This is a genomic window from Bradyrhizobium acaciae, from assembly GCF_020889785.1.
GTDB classification, from domain to species: domain Bacteria; phylum Pseudomonadota; class Alphaproteobacteria; order Rhizobiales; family Xanthobacteraceae; genus Bradyrhizobium; species Bradyrhizobium acaciae.
The window spans coordinates 65,570-88,254 of sequence record NZ_JACMYK010000010.1; the positions used below are offsets into that span (position 1 = coordinate 65,570).

Below are 22,685 nucleotides of genomic sequence, written 5' to 3' on the forward strand. Positions count from 1 at the left end.
GCACAATCGAGCGGTTGTCAGAAAACAGTCATAAACACGTATAGATCGAAGTCGTTACGGTCAAGCATAACGACTGCGGCTAGACCGAGCGGTTTCCGAAGAAGTCCTTGACCTTAGAGAAGAAACCCGCCGCCTCCGGCTGGGTTGCGCCGGACGACAGTTTTTCGAACTCCATCAGCAATTCTTGCTGCTTCTTGGTCAGATTCTGCGGCGTTTCGACCACAACCTGAACATACATGTCGCCGGTCTGCCGTGAGCGGAGCACCGGCATGCCCTTTGATGCGATGCGGAATCGGCGGCTGGACTGGGTCCCGGCGGGCACCTTCACCTTGGTCTTGCCCTTGTCGATGGTCGGCACCTCGAATTCGCCGCCGAGTGCTGCGGTCACCATCGAGATCGGCACGCGACAATGCAGGTCGGCGCCGTCGCGCTGGAAGAACTGGTGCGTGGTCAGTGACAGGAAGATGTAGAGGTCGCCGGGCGGTCCGCCGCGGACACCGGCCTCGCCTTCGCCGGCGAGACGAATGCGGGTGCCGTCCTCGACTCCCGGGGGAATGTTGACCGACAGCGTACGTTCGCGTGTCACCCGGCCGGAGCCGGCGCAGGAGGTGCAGGCATCCTCGATCATCTGACCGCGGCCCTGGCAGCCGGGACAGGTCCGCTCCAGCGTGAAGAAGCCCTGGGCCTGCCGGATACGGCCGGCGCCGCCGCAATGCGAGCAGGTTTTCGGCTTGGTGCCGGCCTTGGCGCCGGTGCCCGAGCAGGATTCGCAGGTGACCGAGACCGGGATCTCGATCTGCGCGGTCTTGCCCTGGAAGGCCTCCTCGAGCGTGATCTCCATGTTGTAGCGCAGGTCGGCACCGCGTTCGCGGCCGCCGCTGCCGCGGCGCTGTCCGGCCATGCCGAACAGATCCTCGAAGATGTCGGAGAAGGAAGAGGCGAAGCCGGCGCCGAAGCCAGGGCCGCCACCACCCATGCCCTGCTCGAAGGCGGCATGGCCGAAGCGGTCGTAGGCGGCGCGCTTGTCGCCGTCCTTCAGTACTTCATAGGCTTCGTTGATTTCCTTGAACCGGACTTCGCTGCTGGCGTCGCCCGGATTCTTGTCCGGATGCCATTTCATCGCGAGCTTGCGGAAAGCCGATTTCAGCTTGGTCTCGTCCGCGTTCCGTTCAACCTCGAGGGTCTCGTAATAGCAGCGCTTGGTGGACATCCTTCAATTCCGTCCGAAGTTCATCGCGATCGCCGAAGATTGCGCCAGAGACTGCGCTGAGAATCGCGTCAAGGATTGCGCCTGTCTGGAAGATGCAGCGATCGCCTTAAAGAAAAATGACCCCCACTCCTCCGAGACGCGTCGCGTGCTCATTGGTGTGAGGGTCATGATCGAAAATCCGCTTAGGCAGACTTCTTGCTGTTCTTGTCGTCGTCGACCTCGGTGAACTCCGCGTCGACAACGTCATCCTTGGCAGCGTCGTTGGCCGCATCGGCCTCTGCCTGCTGCTTGTACATGGCCTCGCCGAGCTTCATCGAAGCCTGCGCCAGCGTGTTGGTCTTGGCCTTGATCGCCTCGGCGTCGTCGCCCTTCAGCGCTTCCTTGAGGTCGCTGACGGCGTCTTCGATCGCACGGCGCTCGGTGTCGGCGATCTTCGAACCGTGTTCGGCCAGGGCCTTCTCGGTCGAATGAACCAGGCCGTCGGCATGGTTCTTGGCGTCGACTGCCTCGCGGCGCTTCTTGTCCTCGGCGGCGTTGACCTCGGCGTCCTTGACCATCTTGTCGATGTCGGCCTCGGACAGACCGCCGGATGCCTGGATCCGGATCTGCTGTTCCTTGCCGGTCGCCTTGTCCTTTGCCGAGACGTTGACGATGCCGTTGGCGTCGATGTCGAAAGTCACCTCGATCTGCGGCATGCCGCGCGGAGCCGGCGGAATGCCCATCAGGTCGAACTGGCCGAGCATCTTGTTGTCGGCCGCCATTTCACGCTCGCCCTGGAAGACGCGGATGGTCACGGCGCCCTGATTGTCTTCGGCGGTCGAGAACACCTGGCTCTTCTTGGTCGGGATCGTGGTGTTGCGGTCGATGATGCGGGTGAACACGCCGCCCAGCGTCTCGATGCCCAGCGACAGCGGGGTCACGTCGAGCAGCAGCACGTCCTTGACGTCGCCCTGCAGCACGCCGGCCTGGATCGCAGCGCCGATCGCGACGACTTCGTCGGGATTGACGCCCTTGTGCGGCTCCTTGCCGAAGAACTGCTTCACCACTTCCTGGATCTTCGGCATGCGGGTCATGCCGCCGACCAGCACCACTTCGCCGATCTCGCCGGCGGTCAGGCCGGCATCCTTCAGCGCCTTGCGGCACGGCTCGATGGTCTTCTCGACGAGGTCGGCCACCAGCGCCTCGAACTTGGCGCGGGTCAGCTTCATCGTCAGATGCTTCGGACCGGTCTGGTCAGCCGTGATGAACGGCAGATTGATTTCGGTCTGCGTGGTCGACGACAGCTCGATCTTGGCCTTTTCGGCAGCTTCCTTCAGGCGCTGCAGAGCGAGCTTGTCGTTACGCAGGTTGATGCCCTGCTCCTTCTGGAACTCGTCGGCGAGATAGCCGACCAGGCGCATGTCGAAATCTTCACCGCCGAGGAAGGTGTCGCCGTTGGTCGACTTCACCTCGAACACGCCGTCGCCGATCTCGAGGATCGAGACGTCGAAGGTGCCGCCGCCGAGATCGTACACGGCGATCGTGCCGGCCTTGGTCTTGTCGAGGCCGTAGGCGAGCGCGGCAGCGGTCGGCTCGTTGATGATGCGCAGCACCTCGAGGCCGGCGATCTTGCCGGCGTCCTTGGTGGCCTGACGCTGTGCGTCGTTGAAATAAGCGGGAACGGTGATGACGGCCTGATCGACCTTCTGGCCGAGATGCGCCTCAGCGGTCTCCTTCATCTTCTGCAGAATGAAGGCCGAGACCTGCGAGGGCGAATAGGTCTTGCCATCGGCTTCGACCCAGGCGTCGCCGTTCGATGCTTTGACGATCTTGTAGGGAACGAGCTTCTTGTCCTTCTCGACCATCGGGTCGTCATAGCGGCGGCCGATGAGGCGCTTCACCGCAAAGAACGTACGCTCGGGATTGGTCACCGCCTGGCGTTTCGCCGGCTGTCCGACGAGGCGTTCGCCGTCGTCGGTGAAGGCAACGATCGACGGCGTCGTTCGCATACCCTCGGCATTCTCGATCACCTTGGCGTTCTTGCCATCCATCACGGCGACGCACGAATTCGTGGTGCCGAGGTCGATCCCAATGACCTTACCCATGGTTTTGATATCCTCTTTGCTACGGCAGGTTGGTTGGGCCCTGACGGCGCTCCGTACCGAACCCCCAGACGTTCACATACTCGCGATATTGCGACGGTGAGCCTGATATAGGAGAGAGGGTCCTGCCCGCAAGGACTGGACGCAACGTTGAGGCCTGAAAAGACTGACGTTTGAAAGATTGTGTCAGTCCGGCCGCGGCACCGGTTCAAGGCCAAGGCAACCCCAAGGCGACCCCCTGACCAGGTTAACAAATCGGCAATGTGCCGGGGGTCGTCGACCACGAACATCCAACGCGCGACGTCAGCGCTGTTGAGTGAACGCTCACAAACGTCGTATGCGAGAGCGGCGCACGGGTCGAGGGCGCGCTGTTTGGCCGCTGGCGGCTCATCTTGGAAATGTCGGGAAACTGGAAAGTGCCTGCCAATCAAGGCGAAAAGCCCATGGAATCGGGCCTGCAGGCCTGGCGCGGAGCGTTGGCGGCCTGTTGCAGGGCCATCAAAACCGCTAAAAGCGGTCCGACTGAAAGAGGCCATCCAGCCCTGCACCGGCCCCGTTGCGCGGCCACCAAGCAAAACCGGTAGATCCCCCATGATGCCTTTTCGAGTTCTCGTTGCGGTTGCCTTGCTGATTGCTGCCACCTGTCGTGGCTTTGCCGCCGACGTGGTGTTTCCGCCGGGCGCGCATGTCGGGATGAAGCCGCTGGTGGGCCTCGTGCGTGCCAAATCGTTCATCGGCTTCGAGACCGAGGATCAGGGCGTGAAGGTCCTGATCGCCGATCTGCCCGCGGAGGCCTACAACGAGGTCGTGAACGCCTTCAAGGCCAACCCGGGCGGCACCGGCGGCATCAAGCCGGAGAGCCTCGAGACGCCGGCCGGTCTCGGCTATTACACCGTGGAGAGTGCGCGCGACGGCGCGAGCAATGTGCGACGCTATTCCATGATCCTGCCGGGACCGACCTTCTCCGGCTATGTCGCAGTGCAGGTGCCGGAGAACGCGAGCAAGATCTACACCGACGACGCCGTGCGGCAGATGTTCGCCTCCGCCCAGATCCGCAACGAGGTGCCGGTCGACGAGCAGCTCGGCATGATGCCGTTCAAGGTCACCGAGCTCAGCAGTTTCAAGCATGTCCGCATGCTGGCGCCGGGCGCGGCGCTGCTGATGGCCGACGCCGAGGACAAGAGCCTCGAGACCAAGCCCTTCATGCTGCTCGGCATCATCGGCTCGGCCCCGGCCACACCCGACGATCGCAGTCGCTTTGCCCAGCAGATCGCCACCACGATCCCAGGCGTGCGCGACGGGCGGATCACGATGTCCGAACCGATCCGGATCGAAGGCCAGCCCGGCTTCGAGACCCGGATCGACGCCGTCAGCGGCAAGGACAACACCCCGGTGACCATCGTGCAGTGGCTGCGGTTCGGTGCCCAGACATCGATGCGCATCATCGGAAGCTCGCCGCGTACCGATTGGGAGACGGCCTTCCCGCGCTTCCGCGCGGTGCGCGACGGCATCCAGCCGCGCGGCTGATCGGCCCTTCGTAGAGCCGGTTGGAAAAATCCCACTTTCGTCGTTCGCCGAACGGAACTAGCCTCCTCGCGTGGTATCACGCAAAGCGAGGAGGGGCGCGATGTTGGATCGACGACGGATGGTTGCAGGCCTCGGTACGATGGCGCTTGCGACCCTGGTTCCAAAAAGTCTCTGGGCGGCTGCGATCAAGCCCGACGACGGCTCCGCGCTGCTGGTGATCGACGTCCAGAACTGCTTCCTGCCCGGCGGCAGCCTGGCGGTGAAGGACGGCGAGCAGGTGGTGCCTATCATCAACAAGATCGCCAAGAGCTTTGCCAATGTGGTGATGACGCAGGACTGGCACACGCCCGGACACGTCTCCTTCGCCTCGACCCATTCCGGCAAGAAGCCGTTCGAGACCATCGACCTCGCCTATGGCAAGCAGGTGCTGTGGCCCGACCATTGCGTGCAGGGCACCGACGGCGCCGCGCTGTCGAAGGAACTTGCGATCCCGCAGGCCGAGCTGATCATCCGCAAGGGCTTTCACAAGGACGTCGACAGCTACTCCGCCTTCACCGAGGCCGACGGCAAGACCACCACCGGGCTTGCCGCCTATCTGAAGGCGCGCAACGTCGAGCGGCTTTTCGTGGCCGGGCTCGCCACCGACTTCTGCGTGGCATGGACCGCGCTCGACGCACGCAAGGCCGGCTTCGAGACCTATGTGGTGGAAGATGCCTGCCGCGGCATCGACACCCAGGGATCGCTCGCCAAGGCCTGGGACGATATGGCCAAGGCCGGCGTCAAGCGCATCAAGTCGTCTGATATCGCGTAGGACGCCGCCTCGCGCGAGATCCGCATGGCCGAGTTCGCCTCACCCATTGCATTCGATTTCGCGCATCGTCTGCCGTCGCCACCCATGGCGGGCCTGATCGTCCGGATCACGGGTTATCGCGAGACCGCGACCGGCCGGTTCGCGCATCGGCAGACCGCGCCGCTCATCGTCCCGCTGATCGTCAGTTTCGGCACCCCGTTCCTGATCGCGCTGGGACGCGAGCCTGGAGCTGCCGATCGTCAACTCAGCTTCGCCGCCGGCCTGCATGCGGGGCCGGTCTACATCGAATCCGACGGCCGGGCCGCCTGCGTGCAGGTGGATTTCACGCCGCTCGGCGCCTACAGTTGCTTCGGCGGCGCTGTGGCCGACCTGGTCGGACGCATGGTCGAGATCGACGATGTGCTCGGTCATGAGGGTCGCCGTTTGCGCGAACGGCTCGGCGCTGTGACGTGCTGGCAGCGCCGCTTCGACCTGATCGAAGCCTTCGTGCTGCGCCGTGCCCGCCACACGCCGTCTCCCGAAGTCGCGTTCGCCTATCGGAGGCTGGCGCGCTCGGCCGGTGCCGTCAGCATCACGACATTGGCCGACGAGATCGGCTGGAGCCGCAAGCACCTGGCCAGCCGGTTTCGATCCGAGCTCGGTCTGGCGCCGAAATCGCTGGCGCGCGTGATGCGGTTTCACCGGGCGAGCCGGCTCGCCCAGAGCGGGGCCGCGCGTGGCTGGGCGGGGATCGCGGCGGAGAGCGGCTATGCCGACCAGGCGCATCTCGCACGGGAGTTCGTCGAATTCGCAGGGGAACCGCCCACTGCCTGGGCGCGCCGCCAGGCGCTGACCGACCGCCGGCTGGTTCACGCCGACGACGGGCTGCTCGACCGGTAACAAACCTTCAAGCCACAGCCGCGTCGGCTCGTGCAGAGTGGCGCCGTCAGCCAAAAAAGTGAGCCACCATGACGCACGACATCGAACCGCCCCGCATCTATCCCACCCTGCGCTGCACGGACGCTGAGGCGATGATCGCCTGGCTCAAGACAGTGATCGGATTCACCGAGCGCGTGGTCTATTGCGACGGCGGCGTGATCCACCACGCCGAGCTCGCCTACGGTTCCTCGATGCTGATGCTGGGCCAGAGCCGTGACGATGCCTATGGCAGGCTGGTCGGCGACTCTACCGGCCGCCGCACCGATTCAATCTACATCGCCGTCGACGACCCCGACGCCCTGCATGCGAAGGCAAGGGCGGCGGGCGCAAGGATCGAAATGGAATTGCGCGACACCGAATACGGCAGCCGCGATTTCGCCTGCCGTGACCCGGAAGGAAATCTCTGGAGCTTCGGCACCTATTGGCCGAAGGCCGATGAGAAGCCGCTGCCGTGAAGCAGCGGCTCAGACCGTAAAGTCGGCGCTCGGGGCGGGCTTGGCGCCGCCCTTGGAGACGCCGACCAGCGCCGGACGCAGGATGCGCTCGCCGATCATGTAGCCGGCCTGCACGACCTGCACCACGGTGCCCGACGGCACCGACGCATCAGGCACCTCGAACATCGCCTGCTGGAAGTTCGGATCGAACTTCTCGCCGATCGGATCGAACTTTTTGACGCCGTTCTTTTCCAGCGTGTTGAGCAACGAGCGCTCGGTCAGCTCGACGCCCTCAAGCAACGCCTTCAGGCCGGGATCGGCCGCTTCCTTGGTCTCGGCCGGCACGGCGTCGAGCGCGCGCTGCAGATTGTCGGCGATATCGAGCACGTCGCGGGCAAAGCCGGTGATGCCATAGGTCTTGGCATCGGCCACCTCGCGGCGGGTGCGCTGCCGGAGGTTCTCCATCTCGGCCAGCGTGCGCAGCGTGCGGTCCTTCGCCTCGGCGAGTTCCTTGGTCAGCGCCTCTGCCGAGCCCACCTCGGGATCGTCAGGCATGATGTAGGGCTTCGAGACCACGGGCTCACCCGTCGGCGCCGAATTCTCGGTGTTGTCATTGGCCCGGTTCGGATCGGTCATGGCTTGCCTTCTCGAAAACTCGCGTCGGTTCAAATCTTGGGGATTGCTGCCCGGGATATCGTGCTTTAGGCGGCGAAAATCAAGCGCAAGATACCGGCTTCGGGAACAGGGACCTCCGGCTTGGGTGACGAAAACCCGTCAAATGAAGGCGAAATCCGTCCCGGTCAGCCGCCCAGCATCTTGCTGACGATGCGCGCGGCATAGTCGACGGTCGGGATCACCCGTGCATAGTTCAACCGCGTCGGTCCGATCACGCCGAGCACGCCGACGATCCGGCCCTGGGCGTCGCCGTAGGGCGCGATGATGGTCGAGGAACCCGACAGCGAGAACAGCTTGTTCTCCGAGCCGATGAAAATCCGCACGCCCTCGCCGCGTTCGGCACGGCCGAGCAGATCGATCACGCCGCGCTTGGTTTCGAGATCGTCGAACAGCGACTTGATCCGCTCGAGATCGTCGAGCGCGTGCAGATCCTCGAGCAGATTGGCGTGGCCACGCACGATCAGCTGGCGGTCCTCGCTCTCGCCGCCGGACCAGCTCGCGATGCCGGCCGCGACGACCTTTTGCGTCAGCTGATCGAGCTCGGCGCGGTTTTGCGTCAACGCGGTCTCGAGCTCGAGCCGCGCTTCCGCCAGCGTGCGGCCGCGGATCCGCGCGTTGAGGAAATTGGTCGCTTCGGTCAGGGCCGAGGACGGAACACCCGGCGGCAGCGCCAGCACCCGGTTCTCGACCTGGCCGTCTTCGCCGACCAGCACGACCAATGCCTTTTCCGGCTCCAGCCGCACGAATTCGATGTGCTTCAGCCGCGCATTCGACTTCTGCGTCAGCACCACGGCCGCGGCACGGGTCAGTCCCGACAACCGCGTCAGCGCCTCGCCGAGCGCGGCCTCGACGGATTGCGCTCGGCCGACCGCCGCAAGCTGGGTCTGGATCGATTGGCGCTCGGCCTCGGTGAGGTCACCGACCTGCATCAGGGCGTCGACGAAGAAACGCAGACCGAGTTCGGTCGGCAGCCGGCCGGCCGAGGTGTGCGGCGCATAGATCAGGCCGAGCTGCTCGAGATCCGACATCACATTGCGGACCGAGGCCGGCGACAACGGTAATGCGATCAGGCGCGAGATGTTGCGCGAGCCCACGGGCTCACCGGTTGCGAGATAGCTTTCGACGATTTGACGAAAAATGTCGCGCGAACGCTCGTTGAGCTGGGCGAGCCCGGCATGCGGCGCGATCAGGCCGATCGGATCGTGGTGAGTCACACTCCAGTCCCTCACAATTATTGCCTAATTTGTCGATCCCGGAGGCCGGTGACAAGCAGGCATTCGGCCCCCTCGTACCGGACCCTGCCGGGGCCGAAAACCCTTGCCGCTGGACCTTCCCCCTCCTACAAGCACGGGCGAGCACGATCCGGAAAAGTGGCCGCCGGTTTTCCGAAAGATCATGCTCAAACAAGACGATAGAGCGCGATGACGGTTCGTCACGCTCTGGCTCATATCTCTCGGATTTTTGGAGGATTCCATGCGGCCAAGCCGCCGTGCGCCCGATGAACTGCGCCCCGTGTCGCTGGAACGCGGCGTCGTCAAATACGCCGAGGGTTCCTGCATGGTGAAGTTCGGCGACACCCATGTGCTGGTCACCGCCACGCTGGAAGAGCGCCTGCCGCCCTGGCTGAAGGGCCAGGGCCGCGGCTGGGTCACCGCCGAATACGGCATGCTGCCGCGCGCCACGCTGGAACGCACCCGCCGCGAGGCCTCCGCCGGCAAGCAGGGCGGCCGCACGGTCGAGATCCAGCGGCTGATCGGGCGCTCGCTGCGCGCGGCCGTCGATCTCGAGGCGCTCGGCGAGCGTCAGATCACAGTCGATTGCGACGTCATCCAGGCCGATGGCGGCACCCGCACCGCCTCGATCACCGGTGCCTGGGTGGCGCTGGCCGACTGCATCAACTGGATGAAGACCCGCAACATGCTGAAGACCAACGTGTTGCGCGACAACGTGGCGGCAATCTCCTGCGGCATCTACCAGGGCACGCCGGTGCTCGATCTCGACTATGCCGAGGACTCCGAGGCCGACACCGACGCCAATTTCGTCATGACCGGCGACGGCCGCATCATCGAGGTGCAGGGCACCGCCGAGAAGACGCCGTTCTCGCAGGACGAATTCCTGGCGCTGATGGCCTTGGCGCGCAAAGGTGTCGCGCGTCTGGTCGACTTGCAAAAGATCGCGGTGGCGTAGTCAGATTGGCCATGCATCGCCGAATCACCGGAAGGCTCGTCATTGCCACCCATAATCCCGGCAAGCTCGCCGAGATGCGGGAACTGCTGGCGCCGCACGGCGTGGAAGCGGTGTCGGCCGGCGAGCTCGGCCTCGCCGAGCCCGAGGAGACCGGCGACAGTTTTCAGACCAATGCCGCGATCAAGGCGATCGCAGCAGCCAAGGCGACCGGACTGCCGGCCTTCGCCGACGATTCCGGCCTCGTGGTCGACGCGCTCGACGGCGCGCCCGGAATCTACTCGGCGCGCTGGGCCGGCGAGGGCAAGGACTTCATGGCGGCGATGACGCGGATCGAGCGGCTGCTGCAGGAGCGCGGCGCCACCAACCCGGAACAGCGCAAGGCGCATTTCGTCTCGGCGCTGTGCGTGGCCTGGCCGGACGATCACCTCGAAGAGGTCGAGGCCCGCGCCGACGGAACCCTGGTTTGGCCGCCGCGCGGCACCGCCGGCTTCGGCTATGATCCGGCTTTCCTGCCCGACGGCCATACGCGGACCTTCGGCGAGATGACCAGCATCGAGAAGCACGGCCTGCCGCCGCTCGGGCTCGGCCTGTCGCATCGCGCCCGCGCCTTCGTGAAGCTCGCGGAGATCTGCCTTGAGCCACGCTGACCGAGAAGCTTTCGGCGTCTACGTGCACTGGCCGTTCTGCCTGTCGAAATGCCCGTATTGCGATTTCAACAGCCACGTGCGGCATGCGCCCGTCGACGAGGCGCGCTTCGTGCGCGCCTTCGCCCGCGAGATCGAAACGACGGCGGCGCGGGTGCCGGGGCGTGAAGTGTCCTCGATCTTCCTCGGCGGCGGCACGCCATCGCTGATGCAGCCAGAGACCGTCGGCGCCGTGCTCGATGCGATCGGCAAGCACTGGCAGGTCTCGCGCGACGTCGAGGTCACGCTCGAGGCCAATCCGACCAGCGTCGAGGCGACGCGCTTTCGCGGTTATCGCGCCGCCGGGGTCAACCGCGTCTCGCTCGGCGTGCAGGCGTTGGACGACGCTTCGTTGAAAGCATTGGGCCGCCTGCACACCGCGCGCGAGGCGCTCGACGCGGTTGCGATCGCGCGAAGCGCATTCGATCGCTACTCGTTCGATCTGATTTACGCGCGCCCCGACCAGACGCCGCAGATGTGGGCCGATGAATTGAAGCAGGCGATCTCGGAAGCCGCCGAGCATCTGTCGCTCTATCAGCTCACGATCGAGGAAGGCACGCCGTTCTTCGGGCTGCATGCCGCCGGCAAATTGCAGACGCCGGATGAAGCGACCTCGCGCGCGCTCTACGATGTGACGCAGGAGGTCTGCGCCCGCGAGGGATTGCCGGCCTACGAGATCTCCAACCACGCCCGCGCCGGCGCAGAGTGCAAGCACAATCTGGTCTATTGGCGCGGCCAGGAATATGCCGGCATCGGACCCGGCGCGCATGGCCGGCTCGACATCGATGGCGTCAGGCACGCGACTGCGACCGAGCGGCGCCCCGAGGCATGGCTGCTGAATGTCGAGGAACGCGGTCACGGCGTCGTCACCGACGACAGCCTCAACAGCGAAGAGCGCGCCGACGAATTTCTGCTGATGGGGCTGCGGCTCGCCGAGGGGATCGATCCCAGGCGCTATGCGGCACTCTCCGGCCGCAAGCTCGATCCGCACCGGATCGCGATGCTGCGTGAAGAAGGTGCGATCGCAGTCGATGCCGACGGACGGTTGCGCGTGACGAAATCAGGATTCCCGGTGCTCGACGCGGTCGTCGCGGATCTCGCTGCCTAGCTACCGCCGCCAAAATATCGAAAACAACCCCATGCACAGTAGCTGGCAGCTGCCTTGAAGCGATTTCAGGCCGGCCCCTGAACGAAATTCAGGCGCCAAAACTCTTCGGCGAGCCTGCAACCGGCGTGCTGCCGCCTGAGGCCACCTTCATGACCGCAAGGCCACGCTCATTGGTGCCGTCGGAGCGGAAGCGGAACAGGCCGTCGATACCGGCGAAACCGGATGGATTGGTCAGCGTCTCCGGCGCGAAGCGCTGCGCGCCTTGGGTGCGCGCCAGCGCCGCCATCAGCGCGACGGCATCATAGGCAAGCGTTGCGGTGCGCACCGGCTCACCACCATATTTGGTGCGATAGCGGCCGGCAAAGCTGCGGAAGCCGGCCGGATCCGGCGCGGCGTAAAGGCCGCCCTGCAAGACCGGGCTCGCGAACACCCGCGGATTGTCCCACAGCCCGGTGCCGAGCAGCTGGATGTTGTGCAGATTGGCGCCGGCTGCGGTCAACGCGTCGGCGGTCGCGACGACCGATTCGCCGTCGTCGGCGAGCAGCAGCGCGTCGGCCTGGCCGAGCGATTGCGCCACGGTCCGCGCCGGCGTCGCGCGATCGGCGCCATATTTTTCGAATGCGACGACGCGGCCGTTCTTGCGGCCGACCGCCTGCTTGAACGCAGCCTCGACCACGTTGCCATAGGCGTTGTCCGGTACCATCGCGGCGAACGAGCGTTTTCCGATCCCGGCGGAATAGTCGACGATGCGATTGATGTCGGACTCCGGCAGGAAGCTCAGGAGGTAGACGCCGCGTCCGGCCACGCTCGAATCGGTGGAGAATGCGATCACCGACGTGCCGCGCGGCCGCGTCAGTTGCGCGACGGCAGGCACCGAGCCTGCGAACAGCGGTCCCAGAATGATCTCGGCGCCCTCCGAGAGCGCCTGTTGGGCACCCTGCGATGCGCCCTGCGGGCTGCCGCCATCGTCCTTGATCAGCAGCTGGATGTTCGGGTTCTGGAATTCCGCCAGCGCCATTTCGGCGGCATTGCGCATCGACTGGGCGGCGAGCCCGGCATTGCCGGACGCCGACAGCGGCAGGATCAGCCCGATCTTGACCTGCCCGGTGCCGACCGCCTGCGGTTGCTGCTGCGGGCCGGCGGGGCCGCCTTCCGGGCTGCCGCTGGAGAATTGGCTCAAGCTCTGCTGGATGCCGGAACAGGCCGTCAGCAACGGCGCGCCGACGATCAGGCCGAGCGCGGTCCGCCGGGTCGTGCCCGACGGCGGGGACTTGCGGTGATGCGGGCCTTCCATCGTCTCTCTTCTCTTGGCCGACCGGGACCGGCCAGGACTCCATCCAGCTCTGATGAGGCGGGTGGATTTGGGCATATTGTCGGCGAATAGTTAACTAAAACAAAAGGATTATGGCCCCGCGGCGCCGTCGCCGCGGCCTCCATTTCCCTGGTCAAGGCAGCGTTCCGTCACCGCCCCTTTGCGGATGTGGCGCAAGCGCTACCATCCCTCTAGATTGGCATTATGCGCGCAAAAGCCAGTTCCCTCCACAGTTCGGATGCCCCGGCAGGCGCTGCGGCCAGAACATTTTCGATCGGCGGCCAGCATCTGGCCGCACCCAAGGCCAGGCCCGGGCTCCATCTGGTCGCGACCCCGATCGGAAATCTCACGGACATCACCCTGCGCGCGCTAGAGACATTGGCGGGCGTCGACGTCATCGCCTGCGAGGACACCAGGATTACGCGCCGGCTGACCGAACGTTACGCGATCACCGCGGAGCTCGCGCTCTACCACGAGCACAACGCGGCCCAGGCCCGGCCCAAGATCCTCGAGCGGCTGGCGCAGGGCGCCGCGATCGCGCTGGTTTCCGACGCGGGCACCCCGCTGATTTCCGATCCCGGCTTCAAGCTGGTGCGCGAGGTCTGCGCCGCCGGACATGCCGTCATCGCGGTGCCGGGGCCGTCGTCGGTGCTGACGGCGCTGTCGGTTGCGGCGCTGCCGACCGACCGGTTTTTCTTCGAGGGATTTCTGCCGGCGAAGGAGCACGCGCGGCGCGCACGGCTCAGTGAGCTGGCGCGGATCGATGCGACGCTCGTGATGTTCGAATCCGGCAATCGCGTGCAGGACACGCTGCGCGATCTCGTCACGATCATGGCCGGGCGTGACGCGGCGATCTGCCGCGAGCTGACCAAGCTGCACGAGGAGATCAAGCGCGCGCCGGTCGCCGAGCTTGCGGCAGGCGCCGACGCGCTGGAGACCCGCGGCGAGTTCGTGCTGGTGATCGGACCGCCGGCCGATGATGCCGGGGTGATGGACGAGAATTCGCTCGACGATCTCCTGCGCGCGCAGCTCGCGCGCGGCAGCGTCAAGGATGCGGTTGCGCACGCCGTCGAACTGTCGGGCCGGCCGCGCCGCGAAGTCTACGCCCGCGCGCTCGAGCTTGCGAAAACCATCGGGGACGGCGATGGCGAAAACTGACAGCGCCTCGCCCGAGCGCGTTGCCGCGTTCCGCACCGGCATCTCGGCCGAGAGCCGCGCCGCCGCTCTTCTGATCGCCAAGGGCTATCGCATCCTCGCACGGCGCTTCCGCACCCCCTATGGCGAGATCGACCTGGTGGCGCGCCGGCGCAATCTCGTTGCCTTCGTCGAGGTCAAGGCCCGGGCCAGCCTCGATGACGCCGCCTATGCGGTGACGCCGCGCCAGCAGCAGCGCATCGTCAATGCCGCCCAGGCCTGGCTGATGGCGCATCCCGAACATGCCGAATTTGATCTCCGATTCGACGCCGTGCTGATTGCGCCGAGGAGCCTGCCGCGCCATCTGTTAGCGGCATTCGACGCAAGCACTTAAAGTTACCCTCAGACCTCGCGGGACACGCCCATGAAATTGAACGTCGCCGTCCAGATGGATCCTATCGCGCGCATCAACATCCGCGGCGATTCCACCTTTGCGCTCCTGCTCGAGGCGCAGAAGCGCGGCCACGGCATTTCCTACTACACACCCGACAGACTGTCGCTGCGCGGCGAGGAGCTGGTGGCGCCGCTGCAGCCGCTCACCGTGCGCGACGAGGTCGGCGATCATTTCACGCTGGGCGAGCCGAAGCGCGAAGCGCTCAACGGCTTCGACGTCGTGCTGCTGCGGCAGGATCCGCCGTTCGACCTCGCCTACATCACCTCGACCCACTTTCTCGAACGCATCCATCCGAAGACGCTGGTCGTCAATAATCCTGCCAGCGTGCGCAACGCGCCGGAAAAGCTGTTCGTGATGAATTTCCCGCAGCTGATGCCGCCGACCCTGATCTCGCGCGACCTCGACGAGATCAACGCCTTCCGCGACCAGCACGGCGCCGTCGTCATGAAACCGTTGCACGGCCATGGCGGCGCCGCGGTCTTCCGCGTGATGCCGCAGGACATGAATTTCGGTTCGCTGTTCGACATGTTCTCGGTCACCTTCAAGGAGCCCTGGGTGATCCAGCGCTTCCTCCCCGAGGTGAAGCACGGCGACAAGCGCATCATCCTGGTCGATGGCGAATTCGCCGGCGCGGTCAATCGCGTGCCGGCAGCGGACGACCTGCGCTCCAACATGGTTCGCGGCGGTGCGGCCAAGGCGACCGAGCTGTCGGATCGCGAGCGCGAAATCTGCGCCACGCTTGGACCTGCGCTGCGCGAGCGCGGCCTGCTGTTCGTCGGCATCGACGTGATCGACGGCAATCTGACCGAGATCAATGTCACATCGCCCACCGGCATCCGCGCCATTCAGCGGCTCAACGGCCCCGATGTCGCAGCGATGATCTGGGATACCATCGAGAAGAAGCGCGCCGCGAAATAATCCTCCCTTGTGCGCCGCACATGCTGGCTGAAATTTAGCCAGGGCTTTGTCGCACCTGCGTTCGCCTTATTCTACTTGCCAGCTTGCGCAGGCGCGGGCAGCATCCTCTTGCCTGCGTCAGGTCAAGCGGCGGGCCAACGCGGGCAACAACGCGACAAACTCATAAAAATTGTGGAGGAAGACGTTATGACGCTCAATGTCTCACGACGATCCTTGCTCGCGCTCGGTGCCGGTCTCGGCGCCAGCACATTGCTCGGCGGCACCGCCCAGGCGCGCGCGCCGAAGCTCGGCACGCAAACTCCCTATTGGCACCGCTTCGAGCTCGGCGATGCCGAAGTGACCGTCGTCTCCGACGGCCCGCTTCCGCTCGGCGATCCCTCCGGCACCTTCACCGGCGTGCCGAAGGAAGAAGTGAAGAAGATGCTCTCCGACAATTTCCTGTCGCCCGACAATGTCGTGCTCGAGCAGAATTCGCCGATCGTCAACACGGGTGACAAGCTGATCCTGTTCGATACCGGCATGGGCACCTCGAAGGCGTTCGGTCCGACCACCGGCCGGCAGCAGAAGAGCATGCAGGAAGCCGGCATCAAGCCGGAGGACATCGACGCCGTCGTGCTGTCGCACGCGCATATCGATCACATCGGCGGCATCGTCGGCGCCGACGACAAGCCGCTGTTCCCGAATGCGCAATACTACATCGCGCAGAGCGATCTCGATTTCTGGACCGACGAAGGCAAGATGGGCAGTCCGTTGAAGGACTTCGTCGTGCACGCCCGCAAGAACCTGCTGCCGGTGCGCGACCGCATCGTGTTCTTCAAGGACGGCCAGGAATTCCTGCCCGGCGTGCAGGCGATCGCGGCGCCCGGCCACACCGTGGGTCACACCATCTTCATGGTGAGTTCGGGCGGCAAATCCTTTGCCTTCCTCGGCGACCTCTCGCATCACGCGGTGCTGCTGCTGGAGCGGCCGCGGATGGAGTTCTCCTACGACACCGACCCGAAGCAGGCGGCGGCGTCGCGGGTCAAGCTCTTGGAGATGCTCGCTGCGAACAAGACGCCGGTGATGTCCTATCACTTCGCCTGGCCGGGCTACGGCCACGTCGCCAAGGCCGGCGAAGGGTTCCATTACTATCCGGAACCGATGCAGATGACGCTTTGACCGCGGCGCATCCGGGGACGGCGCCCGTCGCCCCCGGATGTTCCCTTAATGTTCTTGCGCTCGGCAGCCCGCTCCGCTACCTTGGGTGGCGGAAGATAGGGGCAGCATGGTCCAGCGCGTTTCCACCGTCGCATTCGAGGGGATCGAGGCCCGTGCAGTCGACGTGCAGGTGCAGGTCGCACCCGGACTGCCGGCGTTTGCGATCGTCGGCCTGCCGGACAAGGCGGTGTCGGAGGCCCGGGAGCGGGTGCGCTCGGCGCTGATCGCCTCCGGTCTCGCGCTTCCCGCCCGCCGCATCACCGTCAACCTCGCCCCGGCCGACCTGCCCAAGGAGGGCAGCCATTACGACCTGCCGATCGCGCTCGGCCTGATGGCCGCGATTGGAGCGATCCCGCCGGATGCGCTCAGCGGCTTCACCGTGCTGGGCGAACTCGGGCTCGACGGCTCGATCGCAGCCGTTGCGGGCGTGCTGCCGGCTGCAATCGGCGCCAATTCGCGCGACGAGGGACTGATCTGTCCGGCCGCCTGCGGCTCGGAAGCCGCCTGGGCGAGCCCGGACATCCAGATCATCGCAGCTCACTCGCTGATCCAGATCGCCAATCACTTCAAGGGCACGCAGGTGCTGTCGCGGCCGCAGCCGAAGGTGCAGGACCAGAACGAGGCGCGCGAGGAGACGCTTTTGGACCTGCGCGACATCAAGGGCCAGGAAAGCGCAAAACGCGCGCTCGAGATCGCGGCTGCCGGCGGGCATCATCTGCTGATGTGATGGCCTTTTGATTTGGAATTAATTGGCCATCTCACCTTCACGTGATGTCTAATTGATTTGGAGAACTTTGCTGCCGTCTTGAACCAGGGTTGAGACGCGGAATCCCAAGGCCGGGTGAAAGGGAACATTGATCTTGTTCGAACATTTGGCAGCCCGTAAGAGCGGCTGCGGGCCCTTCGGATTGAGTGACCAGGTCCATCGAAATGGAATGAATCAGCAGACAACGAGTCGCAGAGGAGCATCTGCGTGAATAAAGCAATCAAAGCTGAAAACCAGATGCAAGCAGCAAGAAAGGAAATTCGGGCGAATATTCGGCAGGTACTGAATACGCAGAAGCTTGGCTCGTCAGTGTCGGTGGTAGAGGCAATGAATGTGTTGCTGGAGGAGAAAAGCCATCCCATACACAAATTGTTCGAGCTTGGAAGATTGGACGTGTCAAATCATGACCACTGGAGAGCTCTGACATTCATCATGGTGGATGAGATTTTTGGCGGCAAGCAGCGAGGTGCGCCGTCGAAAAAAGATGGCCCGATTAGCAACGTGGAACTCCTGCTATACCTGAACCAGATCCGAAGAATGCGAATCGAGGAGGGTTGGCCATCCGACGTTGGATATTGCCTTGCTGATCTACCAGCAATGTTGCAGGTGCTCGAAGAGAATTCCGAAACCCGAGAGCTCGCCAAGCACTACCTGAATAAGAAGGTGACCACGCTAAAAACGTACGTGCATACAGCTCTGACCGAGAGCGCAGCGCACCTGCTCAATCCGCGAAAGGAGATCGATCGAGCGCTGGCCGAAATCGCTGAGGAAGCTTTGAATAATTTTCGTCCAGATTGGCGTCAGGGCGGGAAGCCGTGACCGCCATTGAAAGAAATTTTATTCGAGATTTTTAAATGACTTTCTCTTGGAGAGAATGGGTAATCGTTCAACAGCAAGGACGATACCAATGGATTACTCATGCGATGACAGCCCCGCAACGAACTTGATCCACGGATCAAGTAAGCGGATCACCAACGAGAGATCGTTCAACGACCCTGCCAGGGTTAATCTCGTTGAGCGCATCAGGAAGCTTCGGCTTCCGACGACACAGCCTTCGAGCGGCGGCCAGCTTCTTCGGGTCCTCCGCGAGCAAATGCGCCGCAAACCGAAGACGATGTACGTGGACCGGCACAAGCCGGAGACGTCGGCGATCTCCTCGGAAGGCAATCGTCAAGTGACGGTCGCCGATCAACGCCATTCCTGTTCTCGCTCGGTCGAGTGAGGAGGGCGGTAAATGTCCACATCTGAAAAACCGACCGAAACTGCCGCCACGATCGAACAGCCTAAGCTCAGCTCAGGAGCAACTGGCTTCTTTGACGATCTTGAAGCGCTCAAGCTCTCGCAAGAGGAGATGGGGATTCAAGGTGCGAACGAGATTCTTACGCGCATTCCGGTCCGTAAGCCACAGAAGCACGAATATTTTCGTGTTCGTCCCGGCGACGAGAATAGCTTCACGGCAGTGCTCTACGAGGATCGCGAAACGCGGGAGCACTACTTCGTGGCGCCTAAGATGCTCCCTCTTCTGCGTGCGGTGACCGACGTTTCGGTCGCAACGCTGGTTCCGTTCATCACGAAGCAGAAGATGGTTGGCATCTTCCCGCTCAAGGTCGCGAGCGATGCCACCGCGCAAAGTGGCTGGCAGACCACGGCTATGACGGCGGCCCATTTGGCAAAGACCCAGTGGATCCGCATTCAGGCTGACATGGCTTTGTCGGGATACAGAATCTTTGCGGCGGAGGGGCAGCTTGGGGACCCGAAGTGGCCCGAGAAGCCGTTCAACGAACTTCTGGACCTCGCGTTCAAGGATCATGTGATCTCGAGTCAGGACCACCCTATCTTCAACAAGATCCTCGGCCGGATCTAAGAACTAAAGGCGGCGGGCAAACCCGCCGTCTTCTTCCTAGCAGTTAAAAAAATGTGGGTACCGATCATGTCCACCTTGGGCGGGCAGCTGGACGCGTTCGCTCGCGTGTCACTGGTCGATTTTGAATTTCGTGCGCTGAACGGTAGCCGTCCCGATGTGGTTTGTATGGTTGTTCGTGATTACCGCTCGGGCGAAGTGCGCCGGTACTGGCGGGACGAGCTTACAAATCTCCGCGAGTGCCCTTTTCCGGTTGGTCCGACGGACGCCATGGTCGCCTTTTATGCCTCCGCAGAGTTGGGCTGCATGCTCGAACTCGGCTGGCGACTGCCTTCATCCGTAATTGACCTGTTTGCCGAGCATCGTGTCCAGACTAACGGTCTGCAGCTGCCGACTGGGAACGGTCTGCTGGGCGCCCTGGCCTGGCGAGGTCTAGCTCGCATCGACGTCGCCGCGAAGGATGCGATGCGAGATAAGGTTATGTACCAATCGTCATGGTCAGAAAACGAGCGGACCGAGATTCTGGACTATTGCGAGTCAGACGTGGACGCGCTCGCAATCCTTCTCGGCGCCATGTCTACGACTTTGGACCTCCCGCGAGCACTGCTGCGAGGCCGATACATGGCGGCCATAGCGAAAATGGAGCGTACCGGCATCCCGATCGACACCGAACTCCGCCAGAGCTTTGTCGAAGGTTGGCGACTCGCTCGCGTAGAGCTGGTCAAGACCGTCGATTCTGACTACGGCGTTTATGATGGCTTGAGGTTCAAGCGCGGTCGGTTCGACGAGTGGCTGCGCGTTCACGGCATCCCTTGGCCGCGCACCGACGCCGGCTTGCTGAAACTCGACGACGAAACCTTCAAGGAGCAGGCGTCGATCTGGCCGGTGCTGAAGCCGCTGCGCGAGCTCAGGCAGGCTCTGACTAGCATGCACTTGCCCGACCTTCCGGTAGGTCCAGACGGTCGCAATCGGACCCTTTTGGCTCCGTTTGCCTCCAAAACCGGTCGCAATCAGCCGTCTGCCAAACGGTTCGCGTTTGGGCTTGCCGCATGGCAGCGGGGGATTATACGGCCGCCCGAAGGCTGGGGGTTGGCCTATGTTGATTTCGCATCGCAGGAAATCGGCATAGCCGCAGGGTTGTCCGGTGACCTTGGTCTAATTGAAGCATACGAAAGCGGCGATCCCTATCTCGCATTTGGCAAGCAGGCAGGGTTTGTACCCGCTGAGGCCACCCGCGAATCTCACGCCCGAGTTCGCGACGTCTGCAAGACCGTCGTACTTGGGCTTAACTATGGGCTCGGAGCGGAAAGGATGGCCTACCAGGCGGGCATTGCTCCTGTCCAGGCAACTGAGCTTATTCAACGCCACCGCATTGCATACCCTCGCTATTGGCGCTGGAGCGAAGACACTGTCACGTCCGCACTGCTCAACAATGAGATGACGTCGCTTTTCGGATGGCGTCGCACGATTGGCTCTCTCGATCGCCCGACCTCGCTGATGAACTTCCCGATGCAAGCTAATGGGGCCGAGATGATGCGGACTGCCGCCATAGCCGCCACAGAGGCTGGAATTGCGGTTTGCGCTCCTGTCCATGACGCATTCCTGATTGCAGCGCCGATCGAGCAGCTTGATCACGAAGTCGAACGCATGCGTCAACTGATGGCTATGGCTGGGCGGGTCGTAACAGGGGGTATCAACATTCGTACTGACGCGAAGGTTATCCGATATCCCGACCGCTACATGGATGAGCGCGGCATCGACATGTGGAACAGAGTCGTCCGACTGATCGACCGACCCGACGCGATTTGCTCGCTCACAAGCGTCGCCTAGCGGCGAAGGTCCATTCGCGCTCGCACGAACCCGCCACATCTAATCCGAGTCTACTTGTGCCAATGCAAACAAATGAACGTGAGATACCGACAGCATTGGCCCTTGCGAGGGCTGAGCGCGTCCGAGAACGGTTTTTGAAGGGGCCCATACCGCTTGCTGCAATCTGCAGGGCTGCACAGCTTCCTGGGCAATCGTTGGCGCTTTACTTGGCCATCCGGCACCGGTGCGATCTTACGAGAAGCTCTTGTGCCACCGTCCCGGCAGAACTGCTTGGCGCGCTTGGCATCGACAAGGATGCGAAGTCGAGAGCCCTCAAACATCTCATTGGCGCAGGCCTCGTGACGGTCGAACAGCGTCGTGGAAGGTCGGCAAAGATAGCGATGGTCGTTGCCCAGGGGGTCTGAAATGACTGACGAAGACGAATTTGAAGCGATCGTTCAGCAACGAATTTGTGAGGCGGCGAAGATTACCGGATACCCGTTTCTGGGCCTCCGCAACCTCGTCCGGGAGCTGGGCGCCTATGGGACTGCCAAGCAACTGATCGCGCCCACGCCTCAGAATTTGGGCCGATTTCCGAAGGGACTGCGTGTGCTGTTCGATCACGGCTTGCTTCGTTATTCCATTGAGCAGACGGTCATCGAGTTCGGCCAAAGCGGGAGGCTTTTCGCAGCTGAGGACATGCAGCATGCAGAAGACCGCCTGGCGCTGATAAGAGCGGTTCTTAGGAGGAGGCCACAACCATCGCCAAGAAGGTAGCTAACGTGTCGGTTTTGGTGGGGCACTCTTCGTTACGCCCACGTACGCAGAGATCAGTTAAGCCTGCAATTAGCTATTAAAGCGCCTCCACGCGAGACGCCTTCTGCACAGAACAAGTTGATCGGTTGCCTGAGAGGGGCCTTTCGCCCGGCAATCAAAGGTGGCAGTTGGTCCAATCTATGGAATCAAGCAGCGAGCTCTTCTGCCGCAGCTTGAGGAGGTAGTCAGTCCAGCCGGCATCGGACCGGTCCTGGATGTCTACCTCGTGATAGCCGAAGTCGGTCTTCGGCCATTGGTCTCGAATGATCGCCTCGAAGTGTTCAAAGGAGCAGTGGTAGGGGCGTTCAAATATGCAGTGGTAGTGCAGCCGGTGGTCGGCACTCATTTCCAAGACGCAGACCATGCGCAATCGCTTGCCGTGCACCTTCGCGGCACGACCCAGCACTCTGGTTTCCAATCGCACGCGGAAGAACCGAAGGTTTGCTGACGCGACGATGTCATCTGCTACTCGCGCTCCAACACGCTTCTTCATAGTCAGTGTTACTGCTACGGGATTCTGGAATGGCACCGCGTTGACCAAGCACCCCAAAGCATCGCGGCAGGCCGAAAGCTGCGCTTGCATTAGTATCTGATCGGCGGCCAACGTTCGGACTTGCGCAATCGGCAGAGTGTGCGGAGCAGGAAGTGTCGTGCCTTGTCGCTGAGAATGAGGACTGCACTAGTTGGGCCTGTCAGAAGCACCTTTTGCTCGCCGGTCAATGTGAGCCCACCTAATCGAATTCGATACTGACCCGTAGTACGGCGAGCGTACAATGCTCTCCGT

General features: G+C 63.3%; 22 protein-coding genes and 1 pseudogene. 17 read left to right on the forward strand and 6 right to left on the reverse strand.

Annotation, left to right across the window (positions count from 1 at the left end; genetic code table 11):
* Positions 1-79: 79 nt before the first annotated feature.
* Positions 80-1,210: a molecular chaperone DnaJ gene (dnaJ, locus tag H8A92_RS07335; protein WP_229195152.1), complete on the reverse strand. Its 1,131-nt coding sequence runs from the start codon at positions 1,208-1,210 to the stop codon at positions 80-82.
* 182 nt (positions 1,211-1,392) lie between these two features.
* Positions 1,393-3,294, reverse strand: coding sequence for a molecular chaperone DnaK (dnaK, locus tag H8A92_RS07340; protein ID WP_229195153.1), 1,902 nt, complete (start codon positions 3,292-3,294; stop codon positions 1,393-1,395).
* A gap of 588 nt (positions 3,295-3,882) precedes the next feature.
* On the opposite strand from dnaK, the gene H8A92_RS07345 reads away from it, so the two are divergent.
* From H8A92_RS07345 to H8A92_RS07360, 4 genes are all read left to right on the forward strand, one after another.
* Positions 3,883-4,818: a hypothetical protein gene (locus tag H8A92_RS07345; protein ID WP_229195154.1), complete on the forward strand. Its 936-nt coding sequence runs from the start codon at positions 3,883-3,885 to the stop codon at positions 4,816-4,818.
* Between the two features lie 100 nt (positions 4,819-4,918).
* A complete protein-coding gene (pncA, locus tag H8A92_RS07350) occupies positions 4,919-5,629 on the forward strand; it encodes a bifunctional nicotinamidase/pyrazinamidase (protein WP_229195155.1) in 711 nt (236 codons plus the stop codon).
* 24 nt (positions 5,630-5,653) lie between these two features.
* Positions 5,654-6,508 carry a helix-turn-helix domain-containing protein gene (locus tag H8A92_RS07355; protein ID WP_229195156.1) on the forward strand — a complete coding sequence of 285 codons (855 nt, stop codon included), beginning with the start codon at positions 5,654-5,656 and terminating at the stop codon, positions 6,506-6,508.
* 68 nt (positions 6,509-6,576) lie between these two features.
* A complete protein-coding gene (locus H8A92_RS07360; RefSeq protein WP_229195157.1) occupies positions 6,577-7,002 on the forward strand; it encodes a VOC family protein in 426 nt (141 codons plus the stop codon).
* A gap of 9 nt (positions 7,003-7,011) precedes the next feature.
* On the opposite strand, the gene grpE is transcribed toward H8A92_RS07360, so the two are convergent.
* Complete coding sequence (gene grpE, locus H8A92_RS07365; RefSeq protein ID WP_229195158.1) at positions 7,012-7,617, reverse strand: nucleotide exchange factor GrpE; 606 nt, start codon at positions 7,615-7,617, stop codon at positions 7,012-7,014.
* A gap of 164 nt (positions 7,618-7,781) precedes the next feature.
* Positions 7,782-8,870, reverse strand: coding sequence for a heat-inducible transcriptional repressor HrcA (hrcA, locus tag H8A92_RS07370; protein WP_021078184.1), 1,089 nt, complete (start codon positions 8,868-8,870; stop codon positions 7,782-7,784).
* Between the two features lie 259 nt (positions 8,871-9,129).
* Here hrcA and rph point away from each other — a divergent pair, with 259 nt between their 5' ends.
* From rph to hemW, 3 genes are read left to right on the forward strand one after another with little or no spacing between them, the layout of a single operon-like run.
* Entirely contained in the window at positions 9,130-9,843 is a 714-nt protein-coding gene (rph, locus tag H8A92_RS07375) for a ribonuclease PH (protein WP_021078183.1), read from the forward strand.
* 11 nt (positions 9,844-9,854) lie between these two features.
* A complete protein-coding gene (gene rdgB, locus H8A92_RS07380) occupies positions 9,855-10,490 on the forward strand; it encodes an RdgB/HAM1 family non-canonical purine NTP pyrophosphatase (protein ID WP_229195159.1) in 636 nt (211 codons plus the stop codon).
* Positions 10,477-11,634, forward strand: coding sequence for a radical SAM family heme chaperone HemW (gene hemW / locus H8A92_RS07385; RefSeq protein ID WP_229195160.1), 1,158 nt, complete (start codon positions 10,477-10,479; stop codon positions 11,632-11,634). Before rdgB ends, hemW begins: the two co-directional genes overlap by 14 nt.
* Before the next feature lie 88 nt (positions 11,635-11,722).
* On the opposite strand, the gene H8A92_RS07390 is transcribed toward hemW, so the two are convergent.
* Positions 11,723-12,928: a penicillin-binding protein activator gene (locus H8A92_RS07390; protein ID WP_229195161.1), complete on the reverse strand. Its 1,206-nt coding sequence runs from the start codon at positions 12,926-12,928 to the stop codon at positions 11,723-11,725.
* Between the two features lie 222 nt (positions 12,929-13,150).
* On the opposite strand from H8A92_RS07390, the gene rsmI reads away from it, so the two are divergent.
* The 10 genes and pseudogenes from rsmI (at position 13,151) to H8A92_RS07440 (ending at position 21,862) form a co-directional block, all read left to right on the forward strand.
* Positions 13,151-14,104 carry a 16S rRNA (cytidine(1402)-2'-O)-methyltransferase gene (gene rsmI, locus H8A92_RS07395; protein ID WP_229195162.1) on the forward strand — a complete coding sequence of 318 codons (954 nt, stop codon included), beginning with the start codon at positions 13,151-13,153 and terminating at the stop codon, positions 14,102-14,104.
* Complete coding sequence (locus H8A92_RS07400) at positions 14,091-14,474, forward strand: YraN family protein (protein ID WP_229195163.1); 384 nt, start codon at positions 14,091-14,093, stop codon at positions 14,472-14,474. Before rsmI ends, H8A92_RS07400 begins: the two co-directional genes overlap by 14 nt.
* A gap of 30 nt (positions 14,475-14,504) precedes the next feature.
* Positions 14,505-15,452, forward strand: coding sequence for a glutathione synthase (gshB, locus tag H8A92_RS07405; RefSeq protein WP_229195164.1), 948 nt, complete (start codon positions 14,505-14,507; stop codon positions 15,450-15,452).
* Between the two features lie 186 nt (positions 15,453-15,638).
* Positions 15,639-16,610, forward strand: a complete 972-nt coding sequence (locus H8A92_RS07410) for an MBL fold metallo-hydrolase (protein ID WP_229195165.1) — start codon at positions 15,639-15,641, stop codon at positions 16,608-16,610.
* 106 nt (positions 16,611-16,716) lie between these two features.
* Positions 16,717-17,373 (forward strand): annotated as a pseudogene (locus H8A92_RS07415) (magnesium chelatase domain-containing protein); the annotation flags it as partial.
* Positions 17,374-17,622: 249 nt separating this feature from the next.
* Positions 17,623-18,234 carry a hypothetical protein gene (locus H8A92_RS07420; RefSeq protein WP_229195166.1) on the forward strand — a complete coding sequence of 204 codons (612 nt, stop codon included), beginning with the start codon at positions 17,623-17,625 and terminating at the stop codon, positions 18,232-18,234.
* Between the two features lie 88 nt (positions 18,235-18,322).
* Positions 18,323-18,637, forward strand: a complete 315-nt coding sequence (locus tag H8A92_RS07425) for a hypothetical protein (protein ID WP_229195167.1) — start codon at positions 18,323-18,325, stop codon at positions 18,635-18,637.
* Between the two features lie 12 nt (positions 18,638-18,649).
* Positions 18,650-19,279: a hypothetical protein gene (locus H8A92_RS07430; RefSeq protein ID WP_229195168.1), complete on the forward strand. Its 630-nt coding sequence runs from the start codon at positions 18,650-18,652 to the stop codon at positions 19,277-19,279.
* A 66-nt stretch (positions 19,280-19,345) separates the two neighbouring features.
* Positions 19,346-21,106 carry a DNA polymerase gene (locus tag H8A92_RS07435; protein ID WP_229195169.1) on the forward strand — a complete coding sequence of 587 codons (1,761 nt, stop codon included), beginning with the start codon at positions 19,346-19,348 and terminating at the stop codon, positions 21,104-21,106.
* A gap of 405 nt (positions 21,107-21,511) precedes the next feature.
* Positions 21,512-21,862: a hypothetical protein gene (locus H8A92_RS07440; RefSeq protein WP_229195170.1), complete on the forward strand. Its 351-nt coding sequence runs from the start codon at positions 21,512-21,514 to the stop codon at positions 21,860-21,862.
* Positions 21,863-22,016: 154 nt separating this feature from the next.
* Here the strand turns inward: H8A92_RS07440 and H8A92_RS07445 are convergent, their stop codons facing one another.
* Positions 22,017-22,505 carry a rolling circle replication-associated protein gene (locus H8A92_RS07445; protein WP_229195171.1) on the reverse strand — a complete coding sequence of 163 codons (489 nt, stop codon included), beginning with the start codon at positions 22,503-22,505 and terminating at the stop codon, positions 22,017-22,019.
* Positions 22,506-22,685 lie beyond the last annotated feature (180 nt).

What these genes read in the sequence shown, in the direction of transcription:
- H8A92_RS07435 (WP_229195169.1), top strand. Translation starts at nt 19,346, where the DNA reads ATGTCCACCTTGGGCGGGCAGCTGGACGCGTTCGCTCGCGTGTCACTG.
- gshB (WP_229195164.1), top strand. Translation starts at nt 14,505, where the DNA reads ATGAAATTGAACGTCGCCGTCCAGATGGATCCTATCGCGCGCATCAAC.
- H8A92_RS07360 (WP_229195157.1), top strand. Translation starts at nt 6,577, where the DNA reads ATGACGCACGACATCGAACCGCCCCGCATCTATCCCACCCTGCGCTGC.
- pncA (WP_229195155.1), top strand. Translation starts at nt 4,919, where the DNA reads ATGTTGGATCGACGACGGATGGTTGCAGGCCTCGGTACGATGGCGCTT.
- H8A92_RS07400 (WP_229195163.1), top strand. Translation starts at nt 14,091, where the DNA reads ATGGCGAAAACTGACAGCGCCTCGCCCGAGCGCGTTGCCGCGTTCCGC.
- rdgB (WP_229195159.1), top strand. Translation starts at nt 9,855, where the DNA reads ATGCATCGCCGAATCACCGGAAGGCTCGTCATTGCCACCCATAATCCC.
- H8A92_RS07440 (WP_229195170.1), top strand. Translation starts at nt 21,512, where the DNA reads ATGACTGACGAAGACGAATTTGAAGCGATCGTTCAGCAACGAATTTGT.
- dnaJ (WP_229195152.1), bottom strand. Translation starts at nt 1,210, where the DNA reads ATGTCCACCAAGCGCTGCTATTACGAGACCCTCGAGGTTGAACGGAAC.
- grpE (WP_229195158.1), bottom strand. Translation starts at nt 7,617, where the DNA reads ATGACCGATCCGAACCGGGCCAATGACAACACCGAGAATTCGGCGCCG.
- dnaK (WP_229195153.1), bottom strand. Translation starts at nt 3,294, where the DNA reads ATGGGTAAGGTCATTGGGATCGACCTCGGCACCACGAATTCGTGCGTC.
- H8A92_RS07355 (WP_229195156.1), top strand. Translation starts at nt 5,654, where the DNA reads ATGGCCGAGTTCGCCTCACCCATTGCATTCGATTTCGCGCATCGTCTG.
- H8A92_RS07390 (WP_229195161.1), bottom strand. Translation starts at nt 12,928, where the DNA reads ATGGAAGGCCCGCATCACCGCAAGTCCCCGCCGTCGGGCACGACCCGG.
- H8A92_RS07345 (WP_229195154.1), top strand. Translation starts at nt 3,883, where the DNA reads ATGATGCCTTTTCGAGTTCTCGTTGCGGTTGCCTTGCTGATTGCTGCC.
- rsmI (WP_229195162.1), top strand. Translation starts at nt 13,151, where the DNA reads ATGCGCGCAAAAGCCAGTTCCCTCCACAGTTCGGATGCCCCGGCAGGC.
- H8A92_RS07410 (WP_229195165.1), top strand. Translation starts at nt 15,639, where the DNA reads ATGACGCTCAATGTCTCACGACGATCCTTGCTCGCGCTCGGTGCCGGT.
- H8A92_RS07425 (WP_229195167.1), top strand. Translation starts at nt 18,323, where the DNA reads ATGGATTACTCATGCGATGACAGCCCCGCAACGAACTTGATCCACGGA.
- H8A92_RS07430 (WP_229195168.1), top strand. Translation starts at nt 18,650, where the DNA reads ATGTCCACATCTGAAAAACCGACCGAAACTGCCGCCACGATCGAACAG.
- rph (WP_021078183.1), top strand. Translation starts at nt 9,130, where the DNA reads ATGCGGCCAAGCCGCCGTGCGCCCGATGAACTGCGCCCCGTGTCGCTG.